The sequence below is a fragment of the Streptomyces canus genome, assembly GCF_001514145.1.
Taxonomy (GTDB): Bacteria; Actinomycetota; Actinomycetes; order Streptomycetales; family Streptomycetaceae; genus Streptomyces; species Streptomyces canus.
Genome location: NZ_KQ948667.1, coordinates 234,202 through 252,630, shown reverse-complemented (window position 1 = coordinate 252,630; position 18,429 = coordinate 234,202). Strand labels below are relative to the sequence as shown.

Below are 18,429 nucleotides of genomic sequence, written 5' to 3'. Positions count from 1 at the left end.
GGGGCGACCACTGACAACGGGGCCGACGGTCGGTTGTCGGCCCCGTTGGCCGGTGGGGGCCGGCCACAACGCACGCGCAGAACGACCGCTACCGCCCCCGACGCCGACCGCGATCGTCCCCGTACTCGTCGTCATGCGGCCCGAGCAGCTCATCGGCGAGCGTAGGCAGATCGTCCAGCGGCGTCTCCTCGGCCCAGTCCGACCGTGTCCTCCGCCGAGGCGTCCCCGTCTCGTCGACCTGCGGCAGCTCCCGCGTCCGCTCCTCGTCGCGGAAGTACCCCGGCGGAACCCGGTCCGAGGGCCCGTCCTCCGACACCGGAGGCAGCAGGGCCGTCTCGTCGGCGGAACCCGGAGCCACCGGCGGCAGCACCGCGGTCTCATCGGCAGCCCCCGGCGGGACAGGAGGCAGCACCGCGGTCTCGTCCGCCGCCCCCGGAGGCACCGGCGGCTGCGGCAGCTCGGCCGTCACCTCGGCGTCGGAGGCGGACCCAGCGGAGTCCCCACCCGCGGACGCATCCTCGTCGTCCTTCTCCATGGGCACCCGGGGCAGCACAGCCGTCTCGTCCACCGGGCCGCCCGACGCGTTCGTCGGCGTCACCACAGGCGTGGGCACGGTCGCCGCGTCCATCCCCGCAGTGGGAGTGGCGGCCTGCTTGGGCCCCGCCTCCGCCGCCGCGGCCGCGGACTCGGCGAGCCGCCGGGCCTCCTCCGCCCGCAGCAACGCCTCCTCGGCCTTGCGCTGCTTCTCCAGCCGCCGCTCCTCGGCCTCGGCACGCAGTCGTGCCTCCTCCTCGGCCCGCTTGCGGGCGGCCTCTTCCTGGGCCTTGCGCCGTGCCTCTTCCTCGGCGCGGGCCTTCTCCTCGGCGAGGAGACGTACCCGCTCCTCCTCGGCCCGCCTGCGCGCTTCCTCGGCCCGCAGCCGGGCCTCCTCCGCCTGCCGCTCGGCCTCGCGGCGCTGGGCCTCCTCCAGCTCGCGCCGCTTGCGCTCCTCCTCCTCGGCCTTCAGCCGGGCCAGCTGCTCCTGGCGCTCACGCTCCAGGCGCTCCTCCTCGGCCTTGCGCGCGGCCTCTTCCTCGGCCTTGCGGCGCGCTTCCTCCTCGGCCTTGCGCCGGGCCTCCTCCTGCTCCCGGATCTCCTGCTCGGAGAGCGGCAGCATCTGGTCGAGCCGATGGCGTACGACGGTGGTGACGGCCTCGGGTTCCTGTCCCGCGTCCACGACCAGGTACCGCCCGGGGTCGGCGGCGGCCAGCGTGAGGAATCCGGACCGCACGCGCGCGTGGAACTCCGCCGGCTCCGACTCCAGCCGGTCCGGCGCCTCGGTGAACCGCTCGCGGGCGATCTCCGGGGACACGTCCAGCAGGACGGTCAGATGAGGCACCAGACCGTCCGTCGCCCAGCGGTTGATGCGGGCGATCTCCGTCGGGGACAGGTCGCGCCCGGCGCCCTGGTAGGCCACGGAGGAGTCGATGTACCGGTCGGAGATCACGACCGCACCGCGCTCCAGTGCGGGCCTGACCACGGTGTCCACGTGCTCCGCGCGGTCCGCCGCGTACAACAGCGCCTCCGCCCGGTGCGAGAGCCCGGCGCTCGACACGTCCAGCAGGATCGACCGCAGCCGCTTGCCCACCGGGGTCGCCCCCGGCTCGCGCGTCACCACGACCTCGTGGCCCTTGGCCCGGATCCATTCGGCGAGCGCCTCGGCCTGGGTGGACTTCCCGGCCCCGTCGCCGCCCTCCAGCGCGATGAAGAAGCCATTGTCGGCGGGCACGGTCACCGGGTCGTCGCCGCCGAGCAGAGCGTCCCGCAGGTCGTGCCGCAGGGGGACGCCGGACCGGTCGTCGACCTTGGCCAGCACCAGCGCGGCGACCGGCAGCAGCAGCGCGCCGACCAGCATGAGGGTGAACGCGGCGCCTCCGTGCGCGAACACGAACTTGCCGTTCACCAGCCGGTGCGGACCGATCGCCGCGGCCACCACGGGGGCGACGAGCGCGCCGAGTGCCACGCCGACGCGCACGACCGCGTGCAGATGCTCGGTGGTCCGTGCCCGCCGGTATTCCTCGGTCTCCTGGTCGAGCAGGGTGTGCCCGGTGTTGGCGGCGACACCCGCGCCGACACCGGCCAACCCGTCGATCAGCAGCACGGTGGTGACGTCCGGGACGAGCCCGGCGGCCAGCAGGGCGATGCCGGTGAACGCGAGCGCCAGCGCGAGCAGCCGGCGCCGCGACAGCGAGACCAGCACCTTGGGGGCCGTACGGACACCGACCACGACACCGCCGGTCAGCGCGACCACCATCAGGCCGTACATCACCGGGCCGCCGCCCAGGTCCTTGGCGTGCAGCACGGCGACGGCCACGGCGGCCGCGATCGCTCCGGCGACGGCCGCGCAGGCCGCCACCAGCAGCGGAATCGCGCCGGTACGGCCCTTGTCCACGCCGGTGCCCGTCTTGGGCCGGCGCAGCCCCTCCAGCGGCGAACGCGCGCGCGGGGTGCGCGTGCCGGGCAGTTCCAGGAAGGTCAGCACGGACAGGGACGCGGCGAACAGACCGGCCGCGACGTACGACGCGAGGGCCGCCTGATGCTGTCCGAACCAGTCGAGGCCGGAGCCCAGCAGGTTGTTGAGCAGGCCGGCGACGACGAGCGCGGCACCGGCCAGCGGGATCGCCACGAAGGTCGTGCGCAGCGACAAGCGGCGCAGTGCGTCCAGGTGGTCGGGCAGCGGTCGTACCGTCGCCCCCTCCGGGGGAGGTTCCGGCAGCAGGGCGGGCGCCGCGCTCTCGCGGCACACCGTCCAGAAGCGCTCGGCGACCCCGGTCACGAAGGCGGTCACCAGCAGCATCGCGAGGGCGTTGTCCGGCGTCCAGTCGATCCACAGCGGCGCGACGATGAGCAGGGCGAGCCTGACTCCGTCCGCGCCGACCATGGTCCAGCGGCGGTCGAGCGGCCCCTCGTGCGAAGTGAGCGAGGTCAGCGGGCCGAGCAGGACGGCGCCGAAGAGCAGCGTCGCCAGGATGCGCGTACCGAAGACGGTCGCCACTGCGAACGCCACGCCCCGGTAGCCGCCGCCGAACGAGCCCTGGGCGATGGCCGCCTGAAGGGCCAGCAGCACCAGCACCAGGAGTGCGAGGGTGTCGCCGATCCCGCCGACGAGCTGGGCGCTCCACAGGCGTTTGAGCTGGGGCCTGCGCAGCAGGGCGCGGACGGCGCGCTCGCGGGAGTCCGCGACCAGGGCGTCGTCGGGGGCCGGGTCAAGGGCCGTTGGCTGCTGGGCACGGGTCATGCATTCAGCCTATCGGGAGCCACCGACAGCCTGGGGAGCGCGTCCGCAGGTGCGCACGCCCCGACACCAAAGTGATGCCGGGGCGTTCGCATTGCGAAGCCTCGGTGGAGGAATCCGGCCCGAACCGGGACCGGGCTCAGTCCTCGGACGCCGTCTTGGAAGCCGTCGCCTTCTTCGCGGTGGTCGTCTTCGCCGTCGTCTTCTTCGCGGCCGTGGTCGTCTTCTTCGCCGCGGTCTTCTTGGCGGCCGTCGCCTTCTTGGCCGGGGCCTTCTTGGCGGGCGCCTTCTTCGCCGTCTTCTTGGCGGGCGCCTTCGCCCGCTTCTCGGCGAGCAGTTCGAAACCGCGCTCCGGGGTGATCTCCTCGACGCTGTCGCCGGAGCGCAGGGTCGCGTTGGTCTCCCCGTCGGTCACGTACGGACCGAAGCGGCCGTCCTTGACCACGACCGGCTTCTCGCTGACCGGGTCGGTGCCCAGCTCCTTCAGCGGCGGCTTGGCGGCGGCCCGGCCACGCTGCTTGGGCTGGGCGTAGATCGCCAGCGCCTCTTCGAGAGTGATCGTGAAGAGCTGGTCCTCGGTCTGCAGCGAGCGCGAGTCCGTGCCCTTCTTCAGATACGGCCCGTAGCGGCCGTTCTGCGCGGTGATCTCCTGGCCCTCGGCGTCGGCGCCCACGACACGCGGCAGCGACATCAGCTTGAGCGCGTCCTCGAGCGTCACCGTGTCCAGGGACATCGACTTGAACAGCGAGGCCGTACGCGGCTTCACGGCGTTCTTGCCGGTCTTCGGGGTGCCCTCGGGGAGCACCTCGGTGACGTACGGGCCGTAGCGGCCGTCGCGGGCGATGATCTGGTGACCCGTCACCGGGTCGGCGCCGAGCTCGAAGTCACCGCTCGGCTTGGCGAGCAGCTCCTCGGCGAGCTCCACGGACAGCTCGTCGGGCGCCAGGTCCTCGGGGACGTCCGCCCGCTGGTGGTTCTCGGAGTCCTTCTCGCCGCGCTCGATGTACGGGCCGTAGCGGCCGACCCTGAGCACGATGTCGTTGCCCACCGGGAAGGACGACACCTCGCGCGCGTCGATCGCGCCCAGGTCGGTCACCAGCTCCTTGAGGCCGCCGAGGTGGTCCCCGTCGCCGTTGCCGGCGTCGGCCGCGCCGCCCGCGGCTGCGCCCTCACCGAAGTAGAAGCGCCTCAGCCACGGCACGGACTGCGCCTGACCGGCCGCGATGCGGTCGAGGTCGTCCTCCATCTTGGCGGTGAAGTCGTAGTCGACGAGCCGACCGAAGTGCTTCTCCAGGAGGTTGACCACGGCGAAGGACAAGAAGGACGGGACGAGCGCCGTGCCCTTCTTGAAGATGTAGCCGCGGTCGAGGATCGTGCCCATGATCGTCGCGTACGTCGACGGGCGGCCGATCTCGCGCTCTTCGAGCTCCTTGACCAGGCTGGCCTCGGTGTAGCGGGCCGGAGGCTTGGTGGCGTGCCCGTCGACCGTGATCTCCTCGGCGGACAACGGGTCGCCCTCGTTGACCTGGGGCAGCCGGCGCTCGCGGTCGTCGAGTTCGGCGTTCGGGTCGTCGGCTCCTTCGACGTACGCCTTCAGGAAGCCGTGGAAGGTGATCGTCTTGCCGGAGGCGCTGAACTCGACGTCCCGGCCGTCGGCGGCGGTACCACCGATCTTCACGGTCACGCTGTTGCCGGTCGCGTCCTTCATCTGCGAGGCGACCGTGCGCTTCCAGATCAGCTCGTAGAGCTTGAACTGGTCGCCGGTCAGGCCGGTCTGGGCGGGCGTGCGGAAACGATCACCCGAGGGACGGATGGCCTCGTGCGCCTCCTGGGCGTTCTTGACCTTCCCGGCGTAGGTACGCGGGGACGAGGGCAGGTACTCGGCGCCGTACAACTGCGTGACCTGGGCGCGGGCCGCGGTGATGGCGGTCTCGCTCAGGGTCGTGGAGTCCGTACGCATATAGGTGATGAAGCCGTTCTCATACAGCTTCTGGGCCACCTGCATGGTCGCCTTCGCGCCGAAGCCGAGCTTGCGCGAGGCCTCCTGCTGGAGGGTCGTCGTACGGAACGGGGCGTACGGCGAGCGGCGGTACGGCTTGGACTCGACCGAGCGGACCGCGAACCGCGTCTGCTCCAGGGCCGCGGCCAGGGCGCGGGCGTTCGCCTCGTCGAGGTGGAGGGTGTTCGCGCTCTTCAGCTGTCCCAGGGAGTCGAAGTCGCGGCCCTGCGCGACCCGCCTGCCGTCGACGGTCTGGAGGCGGGCGACCAGCGACGACGGGTCCGACGAATCCCCCGCGCGGCCGGTCGCGAAGGTGCCCGTCAGGTCCCAGTACTCGGCGGAACGAAATGCGATGCGCTCGCGTTCCCGCTCCACGACGAGTCGTGTGGCGACCGACTGGACACGGCCTGCCGACAGGCGCGGCATGACCTTCTTCCACAGGACCGGCGAGACCTCGTAGCCGTAGAGGCGGTCGAGGATGCGGCGGGTCTCCTGGGCGTCGACCAGCTTCTGGTTCAGCTCGCGCGGGTTGGCCACGGCGGCCTGGATCGCCGCCTTGGTGATCTCGTGGAAGACCATCCGCTTGACCGGGACCTTGGGCTTCAGGACTTCCTGGAGGTGCCACGCGATGGCCTCGCCCTCGCGGTCCTCATCGGTGGCGAGGTAGAGCTCGTCGGAGTCCTTCAGCAGGTCCTTGAGCTTCTTGACCTGGGCCCGCTTATCGGCGTTGACCACATAGATCGGTTCGAAGTCATGCTCGACGTCCACACCGAGGCGGCGGGCGTCGCCGGTGTACTTCTCGGGCACCTCCGCGGCGCCGTTGGGGAGGTCGCGGATGTGCCCGACGCTCGCCTCGACGACGTATCCGGGGCCGAGATAGCCCTTGATCGTCTTCGCCTTGGCAGGCGACTCGACGATGACGAGTCGGCGGCCGCCCTTTGCGGTCTCGCTGGTCGGGGACAACTTCGCTCTTCTCTCCGGTCGACACTGGGGTCTCCCCAGGCCTTGGTTCCCGGGGTCGGGTCATGCTGACGCTGCGGAGTGTGACGGTACATCCCGCCCCCGTGTCAAACGGGAAAAGCCCGCAACGGCCACTCGAACGGTAACCCGACTACCGCCATTCCTGCCGCCCCGAGCGCCCACCGGCCTTTTCGAGCTCATCCGGAGGGTGACCTCCCCCTTACTGGTCGACCCGCTCGCGCAGACGTTCCGGGAGCCGTTCTAGAGACGGGTGAAGCACCATGCGGCGAGGGCCAGCGTGATGAGCGCGGCGAGGGTCGCGACGGTCGCGGATGCGACGGGACTCACACCGTGGGCGACGGGTTCGCGATGGCGCACCCGGGCCGCGGTCCACACCAGCAGCCCTCCTCCGAACAGGGCGAACACCATTCCCGCGAAGATCGCCGGTCCGCTCTCCATGGCTCCCCGTGCCTCTTTTCTCCCGCCGCGCGTGCACCTTCGATGGAGACTGGCACGCGCGGGCGGCGGACAGACGAACCCCGGGTGAACGCCGCGCCGACACGACCGCGGACTTCCCCGGAACGGCTCCCGGCCGACCGCCGGATCGCCACCCCGGCCATCCCGGCCGGCCACCCCGGTCGGCCACAAATCCCGTCCGGTTCTCGTTCGGTTCTCGCTCGGTTCTCACCCGGATCCGCGCTTCTGCGAGGGGGCGCGACCGGATTCGGCGCGGAAACCGACCGGATTCAGACCGCTCCGGGCGGGGGTATCTTCCCGCTCGACTTCTTGTTGTCGGTCAGGCTGACCGTGCACACGATCTTGTTGAATCCCTTCTTCCAGTCGTCCTCGTCGGCCACCCAGCCGTACACGAGACGCTCCTGATCAGGCGCCCAGGTCGACTCGAATTTGTTGCCGCACAACTTGGTCGCGTTGTCGGTGCCCTTCTTGTAGGTCATTTCGGCCGGGGCCTGAACAGTGCCGATCACCTGGTCGGTGTGGGCTTTCGAGCAGTCGGTGAGCGGAGCCTTGTAGCCGTCGTCGAGCTGCTGGTAGACCCAGCAGTCGCCGACGCTCATCTGACCGACCCACAAGTCGGTGCCCAGGTCCCGGAAGCGGCCCACCTCACCGCCGATCGCGGCATGGCGGCCGAGTACGAGACATGCCGTACCGCTGCCCGCCGCGCCGAAGCCCTCCTCGGTCGGCACGACGGCGTACCCGGCCGCGTCCGGCAGCGCGTCCACGACGGCTCGGCTCAGGTCGGCGCAGCGTTTCGCGCCCTGGGCCTTGGCGTCGGCGAAGTCGGTGGCGGCGTCGACGGCCACCACCTGACCGTCCGGCCAGTCGTCCGCGCAGTCCACGACCCCGAGGTTCGGCGCCGACTTGAACGGCGTACCCGACCAGACCGCCTGCACGCAGTCCCCTGTCTCCAGGGGCTCGTCGAGCCCGACCACCTCGCCGTACGGCAGCACGGGCCCGGTGGGCGACGCCCCCTGTGACGAACGCGCGCCCGTGCTCGGCGAGGACTTGGGCGCCGCGTCCTTCTTGCCGTCGTCCCCGGTCAGCGCCATGACTCCCCACGCACCGCCCGCGACGACGAGGAACACACCGACGACGAGAGCGACGAGCGCGAGGCGTTTCCTGGCGGCGGGGCGCGGTGGCGGGGGCGGGGCCGACGAGAACGGCGCCCGGCCTCCGGGCCCGCCAGGACCGACGGGTCCGCCGAAGGCGGTGGGTGCGCCGGCGACGGTGGGGCTGCCGGGCGCACCCGAGCCGCCGTACCCGGCCGGCGTCCCGCTCCCGTACGGCTGCGAGGAGCCACCGCCCGAGTACGGCCCCGAAGCTCCACCGCCGTAGGGGGAGCCCGGACCAGCGCCGCCGTACGGTGAGCTCGGACCACCGCTGCCGTACGGTGACGAGGAGCCCCCGCCCGCATACGGCGAACCCGCCCCCTGCGCATAGGGGTTGCCCGGTTCGAGCGCCTGCCCTGCCGCGGGCGGCCATGGGCTGTACGGCGGCGCCGAGCCGGGCGTCACCCCCGGCGTGGCCGGTTCCCCGGGGCTGGGGCGCGCGTCGGCCGGACCACCGTCTCCGGCCGCGCCCACCGGAGTGTGCGGTGTCCCCGGCGCCGACGCCCAGTCACCGGGAGGCGGCCCGAATCCTCCCGCCGAGAAGCCGTACCCCGGCCCCGCCGCACCCCCGGCGCCCCGGGCCCCCTGCAGGACGCGATCCAGCTCCCGCTTCACCGTCTCCGGCGAGAACCTGCGCACGGGATCCTTGACCAACAACCCCAGCAGCGCCGGCGTGAGTTCACCGGCCCGGGCGGGCGGGGTGGGGTCCTCGCCCAGCAGGGCCGTCAGCGTGGCGAACTCGCCGTGGCGGTCGAAGGGGCCGCGGCCCTCGACAGTGGCGTACAGCGTGGCGCCCAGGGAGAACAGGTCGGCGGCCGGGGTGGGCGGTTCGCCCCGGGCGCGCTCCGGCGCGAGATAGCCGGGGGTGCCGAGGATGCCCGCGGTCGCGGTGAGTCGGGGCTCGCGGGACTCGGGCTGGAGGGCGATGCCGTAGTCGGTGAGCAGCACGCGCGCGTAGGGGTCCCCCGAAGCGTCCGGCGCCAGAAGGATGTTGGCCGGTTTCACATCCCTGTGGAGGATGCCGACGCGGTGCCCCGCGGTGAGGGCGTCGAGGACGGCGAGGCCGATGCGGGCCGCCTGCTCGGGCGACAGCGGCCCCGAACGCCGTACGACCGCCTGGAGGTCGATCGCGTCCGGCACCTGCTCCATGACGATCCACGGCAGCCCCTCGTGGACCACCACATCGTGCACCGTCGCGACATGGGGATGGCCGCGCAGGCGGGCCGCGTGCCGGGCCTCGCTGCGGGCCCGGGAAATGCGCTGGGCCGTCTCGCCCGCGTCCATCGGTGTGTCAGGAAGCGCGATCTCCTTCATCGCGACCTCGCAGGCCAGCTCCTCGTCGTACGCCAGCCAGACCCGGCCCATGCCGCCCGCGCCGAGCGTCCGCAGCAGCCGGTACCGGCCGTTGATGGTCCTGCCTTCACTCTGCTCCGGCGTCTCCCCCGCCATCACGCCTCCCCCCGAGACCCGGGCACCGGGTCCGAGACAGCGCGCCTCCCCCGAGAACGCGTCAGCTCTGTCTCTCGAAGGTAGCTTCGCACCTGCCACTGACAGGAGCCCTTTTCCGGAGCAATCCCGCCAGAGCGGACACAGGGGTCCCAGGAGGTCGAGCCCGCCTCAGCAGTGGCCGGCCGACGTCAGGTCACGCGGGCTCCAGGAACCCCTGCTCCACCAGCAGCCGGATCTGCGCGGGCGTACGGTCGCGCAGCATGACCGGGTCCTCGCCCATGAGCTGGGCGATCGCGTCGAGAATGCGGCCCGCGCTCAGCGAGCCGTCGCACACACCGGCGAAGCCCGCGCCGACGGTGTCCACCTTCGTGGCCCGGCGCATCCCGCGGTGCTGGCGCAGCACCACATGCTCCGGGTCCTCCGCGCCGGGCAGCCCGACCTGCTCCTGGATGATCTCGGGCGCGAGCCTGAAGTGGGCCTCCAGCAGGGCCGCGTCGTCGTGGGCGCGCAGGTAGTCGAGGCGTTCGAAGTGCGCCCTGACGGTGTCGCCGAGGGGCTGCTCGACCGGGTGCGGCCACTCCTCCACGGTGACCGAGGGCACGGCGGAGCCCGTCCTGCGCAGGGTGATCCAACCGAAGCCGACAGCCCTCACCTTGCGCGCCTCGAACTCGTCCAGCCAGGCGTCGTACAGCGCCTGGTACTCGGCCGGGTCGCCCCGGTGGTCACCGGCGTCCCTGAGCCACAGCTCGGCGTACTGCGTGACGTCCTGCACCTCGCGCTGCACGACCCACGCGTCGCACCCGCGCGGCACCCACGACCTGAGCCTGTCCTGCCAGTCCTCCCCCTCGACGTGCTGCCAGTTGGCGAGGAACTGCGCGAACCCGCCCTCGTTCAGCAACGCCCCCGCCCCCTGAACGACCGAGCGGCACAGATCGTCCCCGCCCATCCCGCCGTCGCGATACGTCAGCCGCGCGCCCGGCGAGATCACGAAGGGCGGGTTCGACACGATCAGGTCGTACGTCTCCCCCTGCTTGAGCGGCTCGAACAGCGAGCCCTCCCGCAGATCGGCCGCCGGGGCGCCGGACAGCGCCAACGTGAGCGCGGTGATGTGCAGCGCGCGTGGGTTCAGGTCGGTAGCCGTCACGCGCGTGGCGTGCTGTACGGCGTGCAGGGCCTGGATCCCGGAGCCGGTACCGACGTCGAGGGCGGAGGCGACGGGGGTACGAACGGTGAGGCCGGCCAGGGTCGTGGAGGCACCGCCGACCCCGAGGACGACGCCCTCGTCCCGGCTGCCGATGCCGCCCGCGCCGCCGACGGCACAGCCGAGGTCCGACACGATGAACCAGTCCTCGCCGCCGGGTCCGCCGTACGGCCGTACGTCCACCGTCGCGGCCACCTCGGCGCTGCCGACGCGGACCAGCCAGCCGCTCTCCAGACACGCGTCGACGGGCACGACGTCCGCCACGCGCGCGTGGGGCACCGGCTGCTGGAGGAGGAACAGGCGTACGAGCACCGCCAGGGGGGAGTCCTCGCGGGTCGCCCGGAGCGCGGGAACGGTCTCGCTGCGCGCGAGCGCCGCGTACGCGGGCGCGCCGAGCAGTTCCAGCAACCCGTCGGCGGTGAAGGAGGCCCCGATCAGGGCATCCCGCAACTGGGCGGTGACGTCGGGACGGCCGGAGGCGGGGGCGGCGGGCAGCGTGGGCAGACTGGAGGTACTCACGCCCCCATTGTGGCCCGCGCCCGCCGCACCGCACGCCTCACCGAGCCACTCGCGGCGCCGCTCGGCCACCGCGGCCGCTCAGCTACCGGCAGCCCCGGGGACCCGCTCAGTCGTCGGCAGCCCGGAGTGCGCTCAGCTGTCCGTCGCCGACGCGGACGCCTCCGGCGACGTGGAGGCCTGCTTGCAGCCCGACTGCTCGGACAGCGCCTGCTTGGTGTCGCCCGACTCCAGGTCCTTCAGCGCGGTGAGCGCGGTCTGGCGCTGCGTCTCCACCTTCTTCATCTCGGCCGAGACCTCCTTGAGGCCGGTCGCGAACTTCGCCTGGTCCTTGGTGTTGAGCCCGTCCACCTGCGTCTTCATGTCGGCGTAGGACGCCGAGAGGGCCGTGAGCTGCTTGACGGCCTCCTGGAGCTTCTTCGCGCCGTCCTCGGCACCGGGGGGCGCCCCGGCGTTGCTGATGACCGTGGCGCGCGCCTTGTAGCCGTCGGACAGGTCCTGGAAGGCCTGGGAGTCGGCCCTCTGGAGCTCCGCCGGGGTGCTCTCGGTGTCCTCGGCCGCCTTGGTGATCGCGTCGTAGGCCGCCGTGATCTTCTTGTTCTGGGCCGGCACCAGGTCACAGACCTTCTTGGCCCAGGCGTCGAGTTCCTTGTTGTCCTCGCTGCCACTGCATCCCGTCAGCGCCAGTATCAGTACCGCACCGCCGGACAGTGCGGCCGCGAGCTTCTTGTTCACCGGATCGGTCCCTTCCGTGGCCTCTCAGCCCCCGGACCTTACACAGCACACGCACCACACCCGCGCACCAAATGTCACATCTCGATCCCTTTCATCCCTGTTCGCCCCAGGCGAGAGAAGCCTCACGGCCGCGCGGCGCGCACGCACAGGGCGGGCGTGCGGCGCATGAACACGCGCCGCACGCCCGCCCCTTGAGCTGGGCCTCGTGCCAGGATCTACGAAACCACCGCGGGATCCACCGACTTGGCCACCTTCTTCTCGTTGTCTTCGTCACCCACGGCGATGCCACGCCGCTTGGAGACGTAGACCGCGCCGGCGATCACGAGGAACGCGAGAACGGCGATGAAGATCCGTACGCCGATGCTCTTGTCCTCGCCGTAGCTGAACTTGATCACCGCCGGGGCGATCAGCAGCGCCACCAGGTTCATGACCTTCAGCAGCGGGTTGATCGCGGGCCCCGCGGTGTCCTTGAAGGGGTCGCCGACGGTGTCGCCGATCACCGTGGCGGCATGGGCCTCGCTGCCCTTGCCGCCGTGGTGACCGTCCTCGACGAGCTTCTTGGCGTTGTCCCAGGCACCGCCGGAGTTGGCCAGGAAGACCGCCATCAGGGTGCCCGCGCCGATCGCGCCGGCGAGGAACGCGCCGAGCGCGCCGACACCGAGGGTGAACCCGATGAAGATCGGCGCCAGCACGGCGAGCAGACCGGGTGTGGTGAGTTCACGCAGGGCGTCCTTGGTGCAGATGTCGACGACCTTGCCGTATTCCGGCTCCTCGCTGTAGTCCATGATCCCGGGATGGTCGCGGAACTGCCGCCGCACCTCGTACACCACGGAACCCGCCGACCTGGACACCGCGTTGATCGCCAGCCCCGAGAAGAGGAAGACGACCGCCGCGCCGGCGATGAGGCCGACGAGGTTGTTGGGCTGCGAGATGTCCATCATCAGACTCATCGGCGCGCCGTCCCCGCTGAGCTTCTCGCCGACGTCCTGCGCGCCGGTCGTGATCGCGTCGCGGTACGACCCGAAGAGCGCCGATGCCGCGAGGACCGCGGTGGCGATGGCGATGCCCTTGGTGATGGCCTTGGTGGTGTTGCCGACGGCGTCCAGGTTGGTGAGCACCTGCGCACCCGCGCCCTCGACGTCGCCGGACATCTCGGCGATGCCCTGCGCGTTGTCGGAGACCGGCCCGAAGGTGTCCATGGCGACGATCACACCGACCGTGGTGAGCAGGCCGGTGCCGGCCAGCGCCACCGCGAACAGCGCCAGCATGATCGAGGTGCCGCCGAGCAGAAACGCCCCGTAGACGCCGAGGCCGATCAGCAGCGCGGTGTAGACGGCCGACTCGAGACCGATCGAGATACCGGCGAGGACGACGGTGGCGGGCCCCGTGAGAGAGCTCTTGCCGATGTCCTGGACCGGGCGGCGGTTGGTCTCGGTGAAGTAGCCGGTCAGCTGCTGGATGACGGCGGCGAGCAGGATGCCGATCGCCACCGCGACGAGCGCGAGGATCCGCGGGTCGCCGTCCCTTCCGCTGATCGCCGTGTCGGTGACGCCGTCGAGGTCGGCGTACTTCCCCGGCAGGTAGACGAAGACGGCGATCGCCACCAGCACGAGCGAGATCACCGCGGAGATGAAGAACCCACGGTTGATCGCGGACATGCCGCTGCGATCCGAGCGGCGCGGCGCGACCGCGAAGATGCCGATCATCGCGGTGATCACGCCGATCGCCGGGACGAGCAGCGGGAAGGCGAGTCCGGCGTCGCCGAAGGCCGCCTTGCCGAGGATCAGCGCGGCGACCAGGGTCACGGCGTACGACTCGAAGAGGTCGGCCGCCATGCCCGCGCAGTCGCCGACGTTGTCGCCCACGTTGTCGGCGATGGTCGCGGCGTTGCGCGGGTCGTCCTCCGGGATGCCCTGCTCGACCTTGCCGACCAGGTCGGCGCCGACGTCGGCGGCCTTGGTGAAGATGCCGCCGCCGACCCTCATGAACATCGCGATGAGCGCCGCACCGAGACCGAAACCCTCCAGGACCTTCGGCGCGTCGGCCGCGTAGACCAGCACCACACAGGAGGCGCCCAGCAGACCGAGGCCCACCGTGAACATGCCGACCACGCCGCCGGTACGGAAAGCGATCTTCATGGCCTTGTGGGAGACGGCGGTGAGATCCTTTTCCGGCTCGCCTTCCGCCGGAGTGGCTTCTCGCGCCGCCGCGGCCACACGGACATTGCTGCGCACGGCGAGCCACATGCCGATATAGCCGGTGGCCGCCGAGAAGGCGGCGCCGATCAAGAAGAACAGGGATCGGCCTGCGCGCTGATTCCAGTCGTCCGCGGGCAGCAGCATGAGCAGGAAGAACACGACGACGGCGAATACGCCGAGCGTGCGCAACTGGCGTGCCAGATAGGCGTTCGCGCCTTCCTGGATGGCCTTCGCGATCTTTTTCATGCTGTCGGTGCCCTCGCCGGCCGCGAGTACCTGGCGTACCAGGACCCCCGCCACCACGAGCGCCGCCAGGGCGACGACCGCGATGACCGCGATCAGCACCCGGTTGTCGTCGGTGAGCACCGCGGCCGCGAGGGTTGTTGTGGGCTGGTCCAACTGATCAGGGGTAGAAAGCCCCGCCATTCGTCCTCCTTGACGCTTGGGCTGAGCTCAAGATGTGGACGGATTGTAGGTACCCCGCCCTGATCAAAACAGGGCGCGGTAAACGGAATTCACCTTTACAGAACCTGAAAGCAGTAATGCCCCGGGGGCATTCAAGACCGATATCCTAGATCGTGAACCAATTCACGATATGCATCGCACCAGACCACTGTAGGCACAGAAAGCTCATGCCGACATGCGGAAGGGCCCCACCAGTGTGGTGGGGCCCTTCCGCATGTCGAACAGAAAACTGATTCGAACGGGTGAAAATCAGGGGAGCACTGCGGCCGGCGGTGTGGTCGGCCAGGTCATACGGATCTGTCCGCCGTGCTCTCCCGCGGTGACCTCGACATCGTCGACGAGGCCGCTGATGACCGCGAGGCCCATCTCGTCCTCCTCGGTCTCCATGTCGGCGTCCTCACCCAGGGCGCCCGGAGCCCGGTCGCCCGGGGTCGAACGCGGCGCCTCGTCGCCGACCTCGATGGAGAACTGCTTCTCCTCCTCGATCAGCAGCACCTTGACCGGCGCGGTGATGCCGCCGCTCTGGTGCAGTCCGACGGCACGAGTGCAGGCCTCGCCGACAGCGAGTCTGACCTCGTCGAGGACGGCCTCGTCCACTCCGGACCTGCGCGCCACCGCTGCCGCCACCAGTCGGGCGGTCCTGACGTGCTCGGGCAGCGCGCTGAAACGGAGTTCAACGGTGGCCATGCGTCCCCCTCGGAACTACGGGCGTGCTGTCGGGGGACCGGGCCGCCGAAAGCCCGGACCCCTTCTTTTTGCTTCTGCCGACGTCCTGCTGCCGACCCGGGCACGGGCCCGGGAACGGGTCAGTCGGTCGCCGCCACCGCTTCCTCGACCGAGGTGTGGATGGGGAACACCTTGGTGAGGCCGGTGATACGAAAGATCTTGAGAATGCGCTCCTGGTTGCAGACCAGGCGCAGCGAGCCCTCATGGGCACGCACCCGCTTCAGTCCGCCGACCAGTACGCCGAGCCCGGTGGAGTCGAGGAAGTCCACGCCCTCCATGTCGACGACAAGGTGGAAACTGCCGTCATTCACCAGCTCGACCAGCTGCTCGCGCAGCTTGGGCGCGGTATATACGTCGATTTCGCCACCGACCCTGACGATCGTGCGATCGCCGATGGTTTCGGTCGACAGAGACAGGTCCACGGATCCTCCAGCACCTTGCTATCGAGCGGTCGCCCCTCGGGACACCTCGGCTTGAAGCCCCCGGACGGTTCGCCAGCCGCGATGGCATTCAATCACTTACCGGCAGGCGTGCACGACGCCTTGGTCCCATTGTCCGTCACGCCAGTGACACACTCGGTGCCGATGGCCAAGAATCTCCGATCCGATCGACCCTCGACGGACGCCGGTCCCCGCCCCACGCCGAGCACGGTCCTGGACCGGCTCGCCGCCGGGCCGAGCCGGGCTGCGCGCATCACTCATACGGAGCACTTGCCCCCACGTGCGGGTCGCCATGCCGTCTGGCCCGACCGGATCCGCTCGGAGGTCATCGCGGCCGTCCAGGCCTGCGGCATCGATCACCCCTGGGCCCACCAGGCACGCGCGGCCGAGCACGCCCTGGACGGCGAGTCGGTCGTCGTCGCCACCGGCACCGCCTCCGGCAAGTCCCTGGCGTACCTCGTGCCGGTCCTCTCCACCCTCCTGGACGGCTCGGAGGCCCCGAACGGCCGCGGCGCCACCACGCTCTACCTGTCCCCGACGAAGGCCCTGGCTGCGGACCAGTGCCGCTCGGTGAAGGAACTTTCACAACCGCTGGGCAATTCCGTACGCCCCGCGGTCTACGACGGCGACACGCCGTTCGAGGAACGCGAATGGATCCGCCAGTACGCCAACTACGTGCTGACCAACCCGGACATGCTGCACCGCGGGATACTCCCCTCCCACTCCCGCTGGTCCTCCTTCCTGAAGGCGCTCAAGTACGTCGTCATCGACGAGTGCCATACCTACCGCGGCGTGTTCGGCTCCCACGTCGCCCAGGTGCTGCGCCGTCTGCGCCGCCTCTGCGCCCGCTACGGCGCCTCCCCCGTCTTCCTGCTGGCCTCCGCGACCGCCGCCGAGCCGTCGGTGGCCGCCCGCCGCCTCACCGGCCTCCCCGTGGTCGAGGTCGCCGACGACGCCTCACCGCGTGGCGAACTGGTGTTTGCCCTCTGGGAGCCCCCGCTCACCGAGATGCAGGGCGAGAAGGGCGCGCCGGTCCGACGTACGGCCACCGCAGAGACGGCCGATCTCCTCACTGATCTCGCCGTACAGGGCGTGCGCTCGGTCGCCTTCGTCCGCTCCCGGCGCGGCGCCGAGCTGATCTCCGTGATCGCCCAGGAGCGGCTGGCCGAGGTCGACAGGTCCCTGGCCCGCCGTGTCGCGGCGTACCGCGGCGGCTATCTCCCGGAAGAGCGCCGTGCCCTGGAACAGGCCTTGCATTCAGGAGAGTTGCTGGGCCTGGCCGCCACGACCGCCCTGGAACTCGGCATCGACGTCTCAGGGCTGGACGCCGTGCTGATCTCCGGCTACCCCGGCACACGCGCGTCCCTGTGGCAGCAGGCAGGCCGGGCGGGTCGAGCGGGACAGGGGGCGCTGGCGATCCTGGTGGCCCGCGACGACCCCCTGGACACCTTCCTCGTCCACCACCCCGAGGCCCTCTTCGACCAGCCGGTGGAGTCCACGGTCCTCGACCCCGACAACCCGTACGTCGTCGCCCCGCACCTGTGCGCGGCCGCGGCGGAACTGCCGTTGACGGACGAGGACATGGAGTTGTTCGGGCCGGAGACCGAGAGCCTGTTGGGGCAGCTGGAGTCCGCGAAGCTCCTGCGCCGCCGCACCAAGGCCTGGCACTGGACCCGCCGGGAGCGGGCCGCCGACCTCACCGACATCCGCGGGGAGGGCGGCCGCCCCATCCAGATCGTCGAGGCGGGCACGGGCCGCCTCCTCGGCACGGTCGACGCGGGCTCCGCCCACACCACCGTCCACGAGGGCGCGGTCCACCTCCATCAGGGCCGTACGTACCTGGTCCGGTCGCTGGACCTGGAGGACTCGGTGGCACTGGTCGAGGAGGCGAACCCCTCGTATTCGACCGTTGCCCGCGACACGACGTCCATCGCCGTCCTGGAGACGGACGTCGAAGTCCCCTGGGGCGAGGGCAAGTTGTGCTACGGCTCCGTCGAGGTCACCAACCAGGTGGTCTCCTTCCTCCGCAGACGTCTGATCACAGGTGAAGTGCTCGGCGAGACGAAACTCGACCTCCCTCCTCGTACGCTCCGCACGCGGGCGGTGTGGTGGACGGTCACCGAGGACCAGCTCGACGAGGCCCGGATCAACCCGGAGATCCTCGGCGGCGCCCTGCACGCCGCCGAGCACGCCTCGATCGGCCTGCTGCCCCTCTTCGCGACCTGCGACCGCTGGGACATCGGCGGCGTGTCGATCCCCCTCCACCCCGACACGCTGCTCCCCACGGTCTTCGTCTACGACGGTCACCCGGGCGGCGCGGGCTTCGCGGAGCGCGCCTTCCACACCGCCCGCGCCTGGCTCACCGCCACCCGCCAGGCCATCGCCTCCTGCGACTGCGACGCCGGCTGTCCGTCCTGCATCCAGTCCCCCAAGTGCGGCAACGGCAACGACCCGCTGCACAAGAGGGGCGCGGTACGGCTGCTCACGGTGCTGTTGCGGGGGGCGCCGGAGGAGGGGGCGGAGGCGGAACTTCCCGGGCTGCCGGAGGAGGGGGCGAAGGCGGAACTTTCCGGGCTGCCGGAGGAGAGGCCCTAGCCTGGACTCGCCGGGCGCCGATGGAGCGAACAGCGCCGGGAGCACCCTGGGACGCCGACGGAGAACCGGGGCCCTGGCCCCACCAGGGTGCCGATGGAGCGGAAGGCGTCGGGGAGGCCTTGGGATACCGACGGAGGGCCCGGACCTGGGCCTCAACGGGGATGCCGACAGAGAACCCGAGCCTGGGCCTCAACGGGACGCCGACGGAGACCCCGAGCCCGGGCCTCAACGGGACGCCGACAG

General features: G+C 71.1%; 10 protein-coding genes. 1 reads left to right on the top strand and 9 read right to left on the bottom strand.

Annotated elements, in window-relative coordinates; translation table 11 throughout:
• Positions 1 to 88: 88 nt before the first annotated feature.
• From tmk to bldG, 9 genes are all read right to left on the bottom strand, one after another.
• The gene (gene tmk, locus AQJ46_RS33545; RefSeq protein ID WP_059209130.1) at positions 89 to 3,277 is read right to left on the bottom strand and encodes a dTMP kinase; all 3,189 of its coding nucleotides are present in this window, start codon (positions 3,275 to 3,277) and stop codon (positions 89 to 91) included.
• Between the two features lie 136 nt (positions 3,278 to 3,413).
• Positions 3,414 to 6,236, bottom strand: a complete 2,823-nt coding sequence (topA, locus tag AQJ46_RS33540; RefSeq protein ID WP_059209129.1) for a type I DNA topoisomerase — start codon at positions 6,234 to 6,236, stop codon at positions 3,414 to 3,416.
• Positions 6,237 to 6,494: 258 nt separating this feature from the next.
• Positions 6,495 to 6,692 (bottom strand): hypothetical protein, encoded by a 198-nt coding sequence (locus AQJ46_RS33535; protein WP_059209128.1) that lies wholly within the window; start codon positions 6,690 to 6,692, stop codon positions 6,495 to 6,497.
• Between the two features lie 287 nt (positions 6,693 to 6,979).
• Positions 6,980 to 9,310: a serine/threonine-protein kinase gene (locus AQJ46_RS33530; RefSeq protein ID WP_059209127.1), complete on the bottom strand. Its 2,331-nt coding sequence runs from the start codon at positions 9,308 to 9,310 to the stop codon at positions 6,980 to 6,982.
• A 193-nt stretch (positions 9,311 to 9,503) separates the two neighbouring features.
• On the bottom strand, positions 9,504 to 11,030 hold the full coding sequence (locus AQJ46_RS33525) for a DUF7059 domain-containing protein (RefSeq protein ID WP_059209233.1): 1,527 nt from the start codon (positions 11,028 to 11,030) through the stop codon (positions 9,504 to 9,506).
• 132 nt (positions 11,031 to 11,162) lie between these two features.
• A complete protein-coding gene (locus AQJ46_RS33520; RefSeq protein WP_059209126.1) occupies positions 11,163 to 11,762 on the bottom strand; it encodes a hypothetical protein in 600 nt (199 codons plus the stop codon).
• Positions 11,763 to 11,977: 215 nt separating this feature from the next.
• Positions 11,978 to 14,386, bottom strand: coding sequence for a sodium-translocating pyrophosphatase (locus tag AQJ46_RS33515; RefSeq protein WP_059209125.1), 2,409 nt, complete (start codon positions 14,384 to 14,386; stop codon positions 11,978 to 11,980).
• A gap of 288 nt (positions 14,387 to 14,674) precedes the next feature.
• On the bottom strand, positions 14,675 to 15,112 hold the full coding sequence (locus AQJ46_RS33510; protein ID WP_059209124.1) for an ATP-binding protein: 438 nt from the start codon (positions 15,110 to 15,112) through the stop codon (positions 14,675 to 14,677).
• Positions 15,113 to 15,231: 119 nt separating this feature from the next.
• A complete protein-coding gene (gene bldG, locus AQJ46_RS33505; RefSeq protein WP_024885807.1) occupies positions 15,232 to 15,573 on the bottom strand; it encodes an anti-sigma factor antagonist BldG in 342 nt (113 codons plus the stop codon).
• A gap of 81 nt (positions 15,574 to 15,654) precedes the next feature.
• Between bldG and AQJ46_RS33500 the strand changes: the two genes are divergently transcribed.
• Positions 15,655 to 18,186 (top strand): DEAD/DEAH box helicase, encoded by a 2,532-nt coding sequence (locus tag AQJ46_RS33500; RefSeq protein ID WP_079072520.1) that lies wholly within the window; start codon positions 15,655 to 15,657, stop codon positions 18,184 to 18,186.
• Positions 18,187 to 18,429 lie beyond the last annotated feature (243 nt).